The sequence below is a fragment of the Geobacillus sp. FSL K6-0789 genome (assembly GCF_038593135.1).
Lineage (GTDB): Bacteria > Bacillota > Bacilli > Bacillales > Anoxybacillaceae > Geobacillus > Geobacillus stearothermophilus.
In genome coordinates this window covers 1,829,361-1,837,500 of record NZ_CP151966.1, presented here as the reverse complement: position 1 = coordinate 1,837,500, position 8,140 = coordinate 1,829,361, and the positions used below count along the sequence as shown (strand labels likewise).

At 54.4% G+C, this 8,140-nt stretch carries 3 protein-coding genes, 4 tRNA genes, 1 rRNA gene and 2 pseudogenes (1 of these 10 running past the window's edge); 8 read left to right on the top strand and 2 right to left on the bottom strand.

Features of this window, described 5'->3' with window-relative positions; genetic code table 11:
* From NSQ51_RS09645 to NSQ51_RS09615, 7 genes and pseudogenes are all read left to right on the top strand, one after another.
* Positions 1-873 (top strand): 23S ribosomal RNA (locus NSQ51_RS09645) (it extends 2,064 nt beyond the left edge of the window).
* A 233-nt stretch (positions 874-1,106) separates the two neighbouring features.
* Positions 1,107-1,178 (top strand) — tRNA-Gly (locus NSQ51_RS09640).
* 10 nt (positions 1,179-1,188) lie between these two features.
* Positions 1,189-1,262, top strand: a tRNA-Arg gene (locus tag NSQ51_RS09635).
* Positions 1,263-1,362: 100 nt separating this feature from the next.
* A tRNA-Gly gene (locus NSQ51_RS09630) sits at positions 1,363-1,433 on the top strand.
* Positions 1,434-1,608: 175 nt separating this feature from the next.
* A tRNA-Arg gene (locus NSQ51_RS09625) sits at positions 1,609-1,685 on the top strand.
* A gap of 504 nt (positions 1,686-2,189) precedes the next feature.
* Positions 2,190-2,501: pseudogene (locus tag NSQ51_RS09620) on the top strand (IS701 family transposase); the annotation flags it as partial.
* 153 nt (positions 2,502-2,654) lie between these two features.
* The gene (locus NSQ51_RS09615) at positions 2,655-5,468 is read left to right on the top strand and encodes a GTP-binding protein (protein ID WP_049626616.1); all 2,814 of its coding nucleotides are present in this window, start codon (positions 2,655-2,657) and stop codon (positions 5,466-5,468) included.
* A gap of 103 nt (positions 5,469-5,571) precedes the next feature.
* Here the strand turns inward: NSQ51_RS09615 and NSQ51_RS09610 are convergent, their stop codons facing one another.
* Positions 5,572-6,813, bottom strand: coding sequence for an aminopeptidase (locus NSQ51_RS09610; RefSeq protein WP_033017195.1), 1,242 nt, complete (start codon positions 6,811-6,813; stop codon positions 5,572-5,574).
* A 158-nt stretch (positions 6,814-6,971) separates the two neighbouring features.
* On the opposite strand from NSQ51_RS09610, the pseudogene NSQ51_RS09605 reads away from it, so the two are divergent.
* Positions 6,972-7,483, top strand: a pseudogene (locus NSQ51_RS09605) (sodium/proline symporter); the annotation flags it as partial.
* Between the two features lie 122 nt (positions 7,484-7,605).
* Here the strand turns inward: NSQ51_RS09605 and NSQ51_RS09600 are convergent.
* On the bottom strand, positions 7,606-7,962 hold the full coding sequence (locus tag NSQ51_RS09600; protein WP_160315800.1) for a diguanylate cyclase: 357 nt from the start codon (positions 7,960-7,962) through the stop codon (positions 7,606-7,608).
* Positions 7,963-8,140: the final 178 nt, after the last annotated feature.

Here is an 8,140-nt window from a genome sequence, read left to right as displayed (position 1 = left end):
TGAAGATGCAGGTTACCCGCGACAGGACGGAAAGACCCCGTGGAGCTTTACTGCAGCCTGATATGGAATTTTGGTATCGCTTGTACAGGATAGGTGGGAGCCTGGGAAGCCGGAGCGCCAGCTTCGGTGGAGGCGGCGGTGGGATACCACCCTGGCGATATTGAAATTCTAACCCGCACCCCTTAGCGGGGTGGGAGACAGTGTCAGGCGGGCAGTTTGACTGGGGCGGTCGCCTCCCAAAAGGTAACGGAGGCGCCCAAAGGTTCCCTCAGAATGGTTGGAAATCATTCGGAGAGTGCAAAGGCACAAGGGAGCTTGACTGCGAGACGGACAGGTCGAGCAGGGACGAAAGTCGGGCTTAGTGATCCGGTGGTTCCGCATGGAAGGGCCATCGCTCAACGGATAAAAGCTACCCCGGGGATAACAGGCTGATCTCCCCCAAGAGTCCACATCGACGGGGAGGTTTGGCACCTCGATGTCGGCTCATCGCATCCTGGGGCTGTAGTCGGTCCCAAGGGTTGGGCTGTTCGCCCATTAAAGCGGTACGCGAGCTGGGTTCAGAACGTCGTGAGACAGTTCGGTCCCTATCCGTCGCGGGCGCAGGAAATTTGAGAGGAGCTGTCCTTAGTACGAGAGGACCGGGATGGACGCACCGCTGGTGTACCAGTTGTCCCGCCAGGGGCACCGCTGGGTAGCTATGTGCGGACGGGATAAGCGCTGAAAGCATCTAAGCGTGAAGCCCCCCTCAAGATGAGATTTCCCACCGCGTCAGGCGGGTAAGATCCCTCGAAGATGACGAGGTCGATAGGTCCGAGGTGGAAGCGTGGCGACACGTGGAGCTGACGGATACTAATCGATCGAGGGCTTAACCTAACAAGAAAAGTGGAGGCCGCCTGCTTATCGGCGAGGCGCGCTGGAGGGCCTGTGAGCGGGCTTAGCCCGCCGCAGCAGGACCGAAGCGTCGCGAGCCGATGGCGGCCGGAACTAGACAGCGAAAAGCGCAGGCGAGCGGCGGCGAGCCGGAGCTAGACAATGAAAAGTGAAAGCGCCCCGGCTTCTTCCCGAAACGGTTATCTAGTTTTGAAGGAATGAATTCTTCTCATGATGCGGAAGTAGTTCAGTGGTAGAACACCACCTTGCCAAGGTGGGGGTCGCGGGTTCGAGTCCCGTCTTCCGCTTTTCCATCATGCGCTCGTAGCTCAATTGGATAGAGCATCTGACTACGGATCAGAAGGTTAGGGGTTCGAATCCTCTCGAGCGCGTTTATTAACTAACTTCAAAAAAGATATTGACAAAAAAACAATTAGCGATTATATTTTTATTGCAGTCGTTTCTAAGACAAGTCCTAATGATATTGATTATGCGGGTGTAGTTTAATGGTAAAACCTCAGCTTCCCAAGCTGAAGTCGTGGGTTCGATTCCCATCACCCGCTTTCCTTTATTTTATCGTGAATATCGTATGGATATTGTTCCAGCAGCTCAGCAGGATAGAGCAACGAGCAAAGTCATCTTTGAAATGGCTACGAGTTGCCCCGACGCATCGGGCTTCTTCGAATCGGCTTGTAGAGGAAGGGGCAGCGAGGATATTGGAGTTTCCTAATGGATTGTGTCCCAGTAGCTCAGTAGGATAGAGCAGCGGCCTTCTAAGCCGTCGGTCGGGAGTTCGAGTCTCTCCTGGGACGCCACTTACATACGATTCGTTCGGGTTAAAATCCTCAAAGCCCTTGATACGACCGCGTTTGCGGTCGTTTTTCATTTTTTGGGAATCTCGAAAAAACGATAGGATCCGAAAAAATTTTGCACGAATTTTGCGCGGTGATCACAGGGCATTATAGAGTTCCATCATGGTTTGATCTACCTGCCGCGATTCTTTTTTTCCTTCTCGTCTATGATGTGAGAGTAGAAATCTTCATTTGAAAGAGCGTGCAAACGTTCCGAAAGAATGTGCAAAATCCAGAATAATCCGTAAAAATTTTGCACATGACTCACATTTCGCACCCTAACAAGGTCAAAACGAAGGATTTTTTATTTCATTTTTCAGAATAACTTCTTGACTGTAGATGAGCAAATTCACTAACATAAATTTACATCGAAACAAAAAAGGAGACATGAACCCGATTCCTTGGTTAGAATAGATGTGCTACCAAACCATTCACAAGGAGGTTCATGTCTCATGAATAGATTAGCACATCATCAAGACGAACCGGATTCTCTATCCGAACGGCGTTGCCGTCCAAGCGAAGCAGTTGGCCCGCTCCATCGAACCGAATGACACTCACCTCGTCACGGTGGGAGAAGAGCATTATCGCGTCTATCGTTACGAAGGAGCGCTCAACGGTCTCGACCATGCCGTGGTGCTGCTCGCTTGGAAAGCCAATCAGCCGATGACATCGGAACATCTTCACTGCGTCTTGAGCACCGACCGGGAGCTAAGCGATGAAGACATCTTGCGCCACTATGCCCAACGCTGGTCGAGCGAATGTTTTTTTCGACAAGCTCGTGGGCGTAACCACCATTGAAAGTTCCTTTGATTGGCCTCATCGCCTATTGGGTCGAATTTTGTCTCGCAAATGAAAACAAATTGAAACGTTCATGGCGGCGAAAGTTTGTTAAAATGTATAGGATAGAAATAAAATTAGAAAACGTGCCATACAATGAACATGCATGGCAAATATACGAGTCAGGTGATCGACATGGGGTTTGAACAGCAACTTGTTCATAAAACATTTTACGAGACGCTCGTCGAGGCGGGGGAACGCGACGTTGTCAGCGCGCTTGGCGATATTTTTTTCACGGCGCATCGGGATGGCGCTGATTTGTCGTCGATTCGCTTTGCCCAAGGGGAAGTGTATTTCCACCGCCGCGACTACGAAGCGGCGATTTTTAAATGGGAACAAGTCCATCACGACGATTTGCGCCCGTGGGCGCAAAAAAATATCGCCGACAGCTACTATGAGCTTGGACGGCTCGAGCTGGCCGAGGAGCTGTACCGTTCGATTGAGACGGAAAGCGAAACGTTGCATGCGGAAATCATTTTGCGCCTGTTTTCGCTCTACCGTGAGTTGGGGGAAAACGCGAAAGCGGATGATATGATTAAGCGCGGTGTGACGTTGTATCCGGATTATCCGAACATGACCGAATGGGCGCGCGCCTTTTTCGAGGAGCAAGGTGATTGGGAAAGCGCCGTCGAGCTTGCTTTAGGAGAGGCGGTGCGGACGTCGGCGCGCCGCTGGGTGGACATCTTGACCGGTTATGTGGAACAAGGACATGCGCGAACGATGGCGCCTGCGCGGTTTTCACGCTGCCTGGCGCTGTTGTACGAAACGGATCGGGTGAAGTTTGAACGGCTTGTGCAGGCGCTATGGAACGGGTATCGGGATGGTGACCTCTATTTTTCGTGGCTCGCGGAGTGGAATCGCCTCTATGATGAGTTGTCGATCGGCCGCGACTACGACTGGAAGCGAATTCCTGGCCTTTTAGGGGAAGCCTATGCAGGATTGATGAAAGGCCCGTACCGATTGAAAGAGTTGGTGGAAGTGGTGCCACCGCTTGTCAAAAGCTGGGTAAGTTTAGCCGACGGTCCGGAGACAGCGGTGGCCGCGGCTGCCTTGTTGGCGTGGAGTGAGAAATTTCCTGAGGCGTTTGAAGAAGAGACGGTCAACGACGCCGCTAAGCGGCTCGTCCATGCGAAACGGCAAGCTGGGGAAACGGGTGTGTCGCTATTTGAAGAAATTGCCGATTGGGCGGAAGAGCAGCGGGCGGGCTCGCATTTCCGCTTCCGCTGGTTCGTGCGGCAGTTGTCTGATTCGCGGACGCATTTCGTTTTGGTCGCTGGGGCGTCGCGCCATGAGCGGTTGGCGTTTTTGCGGACGTTGGTCGGCGAGGCAGCGTTGGCGGCGCCATCTGCGCCGGTGCTGGCATGGAGAAACGGCGGGGAGATGGAAGTCGCGAAAATCAGCGACGACCAGTTTACCGTTTTTTCGAGCATTGACGAATTTCAACAAGCAACGGGCGGCCGCGGAAGCCGATTCTCCGATGACGCTGTCATTGAATGCACGGCGCCGTTTTCACTCGTGCCGCAAGGGATTGTCTTGTTGGATATCGGCCCGCTCGGCGGGAGCGCTTCATCCGACCATGAAGCGCTTGTGTCGTTTTCGCTTGCTGACAGCATTCTTTTTCTTCTCAACGGCGAGGATCCGTTTTCTAGCGCCGATGAACAGTTGATGTTGCAACTTCGCGAGCGGGCGCCGTCTGCGCCGATGTGCGTTTTGCTTCCTCCGGGCGACGGGATGGTGGATGAAGAGGAGACGGCGAGAATCGTTGAGGAAGTGGAAGCGCACGTTCGTACGATCGTTCCGGAAGCCAATGTCATGGTCTATTCGCCGCATGCGCCAAGCCGCAAGCAGCAGCAAGCCCTCGTCGGCTGGCTTGAGGAGATGCGCCGATGCGTGTCCCCTGTCCGCCGCGAGGAAGCGATTTTAACGACGATCCGCCAGTTCATCGCTCATTTGTTCCAGCAGCGAGCCGAGGCGGAAAGTCGACTGGCGGAGCTGGTCGTATGGAAAAAAGAAATGGCGGCCAAACTGAGCGGCGCCATTCATCAGCTTGGCGACCTGCAAGAGGAGAAAACGGCCAAAACGGCAAAGTTGTTCCACACCGTCTTGGCGGAAATGCGGGGCGAGCTGTTGACGGCGATTTCCGATCTGTTGCGCAGCATGGCGGATCTTGTGAGCGAAGACAGCGATTTTTCCCGCTTGCATCTTGAACTGAACGACAAAGCGAACGAACGGCTTCGCGCTTACCTTGATGAAGAGGCGCTGCCAAAGCTGCGCCGCGCCATGGAACAGTGGATTGCAGCGACGGAAGACGAATTCAACGAATGCCAGGTGTTTTTGCATGAAATGGGCGAAGGGTTTAACGCCATGTTCGGCCAGGAACGACTCAAGCTCGAATGCGATTTTCACCTTCTCGCCGATTGGCGGCGCGATACGGATCGGTTGATCAACGGGGTGCAAGTGGGCAAGGTGAACGTTTTCTTGCGGAGAACGCCAAGCCAGCTGCTGTTGAAAGGGGCGGGCAAACTGCTCGGTGCTTTTGCGCAAAACAAGGCGATGCTGGCGCAAAAGTATAAGCAGTTGATCCAGACGCAAGATTACGCTGAGGTGGTGGAGGCGATCATCCAGCAGTTGTTGCTGCCGTTTGAATGGTTTGCCAAATCGCTTGAGCGTGATGTCACTCAATTTTTCCATGCGCCATTGACGGCGCTCGATGAAACGTTGAAACGGCTGGAGCTGGAGATCGCTGCCCAGGAAGGCGAGCTCAAACATATGCGCAAAAACCCTGAGGCGTACCGCGACCCGCTCGTGCTCTTTGACATTCGTTTGCGGCAATGCGAGCAGCTGGCGCAGGCGGCATCTGCCGCTGTGCAATTGCTACAGGACGAAAACAAATCAATCCGTTCGGTCTAATGGTTCCGTGCAAAACCGTGCTTGAACGGAATAAGGCTGCGCCAACGGTCGGGTCTGGCCGCTCGTTTGGCGCAGCCTTATTGTTTAGAGCTGGCGAAACCGATTACGCCAGTTCGAATGCCCAGTTGCCACTGCGGAAAATCGGCTCGCGCTTCCCGTCTTTCGTCACGCCGTCAATGTTCAGATCAGCTGAGCCGATCATAAAGTCGACGTGGACGAGGCTGTCGTTGACGCCGCGGCGGTCAAGCTCCTCTTTGGAAAGAGAGGCGCCGTTTTCGATATTGGTCGGATACGCCTTGCCGAGCGCCAAATGGCAAGCGGCGTTTTCATCAAACAGCGTGTTGTAAAAAATGAGATTGGACAGCGACACCGGCGATTGGTGCGGCACGAGGGCGACTTCCCCGAGGCGGCGCGCGCCGTCATCGGTGTCAAGCAAGTGCTTAAGCGTCTCATATCCTTGTTCGGCGCTGAAGTCGACGACTTGCCCGTCTTTGAACGTGAGCGTAAAACCATCGATCACGTTGCCGTTGTAATTGAGCGGCTTCGTGTTGCGCACTGTGCCGTTGACGCCGTCTTTATGCGGCATGGTAAACACTTCTTCGGTCGGGATGTTGGGATTGAAGCGCACGCCGCTTTGACTCGTCGCCGCGCCGCCGTGCCAGACGTGCCCGTCGACGAGCTCGACTGTGAGATTGGTGCCTGGCGCTTCGTAAACGAGCTGTTTGTATTGCTTGTTGTTTAAGTAATCGACGATGCGGGCGAGCCGGTCGTTATGTTCGCGCCAGGCAGCGATCGGATCGTCTTGGTCGATGCGGGTGATGCGGAAAATCGCTTCCCATAATTTGTCGATGGCTTCTTCATCGCGCAGATCGCCAAATACTTTTTGCGCCCACGCCGGTGTGGGGACGGAAATGAGCGACCAGCAGTTCCGGTCGGCCATAATGGCGCTCCGGTAGTTGGCGAGCGCTTGCGCTGCTGTTTTATTGGCGGTCGCGATCCGCTTTGGATCGACGTCTTTTAACAAGTCCGGATTCGGGGCGTGAATGGATAAAAAGGCAGCGCCTTGTTCGGCGAGTTCTTCCATCGCTCTTGCCCGCCACATCGGATATTCGGAAAACGCTTCTTCTGGGGCGTGGTGAAATTTAATGTATGTAAGCGCCTCGTCGTTCCACTCGACATACACGTGTTTCGCCCCGGTTTCGTACGCGGTTTTGGCGATTTTGCGGACGAGCGGCGCCGCTTCGAGCGGGGCGTTGACGAACAGCGTCTGCCCGGGCTGAATGTTCACCCCGACTTTCACCGCCAGTTCGGCGTATTTGTCCAATTCCTTCTCCCAACGGTTCATCTTGTTCACTCCTTTTTTTGGATTCATCTCCACTTTATTATAATTCCCACCGCCTTGCAACTTAGGGAACTTTACATGTGGACGCTGTCCGGACGAGAGCGAAACATTCCGATGTAGGACGCGCCTCATGTTGGAATAACAGGATGGGTTGACACATAACGGTGTTGCCGCACATGGCGCTCGACTTGCTGCCGCCGTGGCTCGCGGGAGTGCTTTTGTCCGGCATTTTGGCCGCATCGTGACAACGGCCGATTCGCAGCTGCTCGTGATCACGAGCTCCATCAGCGAAGATATTGTCCGCCGCTCGCTGCGCCTTCGCCTGTCGGAAAAACAGCTTGTCGCGCTTTCCCGCGCGGTAGTGGTCATCGCCGGGCTGCTTGGCTTGGTGCTGGCGACGACATCGGAGTCGCTTGTGTATTTCATTGTCAGTTGGGCATGGGCAGGGATCGGCTGCACGTTGTCGCCGGCGATTTTGCTCTCTTTCTTCTGGAAGCGGTATTCCGGCGTCGGCGTCATCGAAACGATTGTGGCCGGTTTTGTCAGCACGGTCATTTGGATTTCTTCTCCGCTTGAGGCCATCGTTAGCTCGCGGTTTACGACATTTGCCATTGCGCTGGCGGCCGGGGTGCTGTTTAGCCTGTTGTTCCCTGACCGGCAACGGACGATGTAACCGATAACGTCAGTACATGAACATGAGGGTGTCCCGAAAGAAGCGGGGCACCCTTTCTGATTGTTGCGTATCTGCACTGAACGCTTGACGATATCTCGCTTCTTTTGAGAAAAGGAGGAGGTTCATCCACGAGCGGGACAGGCGATTTCCATCCGGTTGCGCCCGTTTTGTTTGGCTCGATAAAGCGCCTGATCGGCAAGGGAAAGAACGGTTTCCGCGCTCTCATTTGGTTGCGGGACGGCGACGGCGGCTCCGACGCTGACTGTGACGACACAAGCAGCGGGCGAGGAACCGTGCGGAATGGCGAGCCGCTCGACGTTTGCCCGTATGGCCTCAGCAGCAGCCGCTGCTTCGGACGGCGAAGTGTGCGGCAAAATAACGGCAAATTCCTCCCCCCATAGCGCGCTGCCGTCCCGCCGTATTGCTTGGCTGTTTGCTTCAGCGACAAGGCGACTTTGCGCAAACAGTCGTCTCCGCATTGATGGCCGTACGTGTCGTTGAACCGTTTGAACGAATGCGGGCGTCGGCATCAGTCACCATAATCCCTTGGCTCGTATGTTCGACAATTTGCTTGTACAAGTGATCCATTTGTCTTAGTAGCATGTTCTTTCTTTTCCCCTCCATTGAATCGTTCCTTTTCTCTAAAAATTAACATTG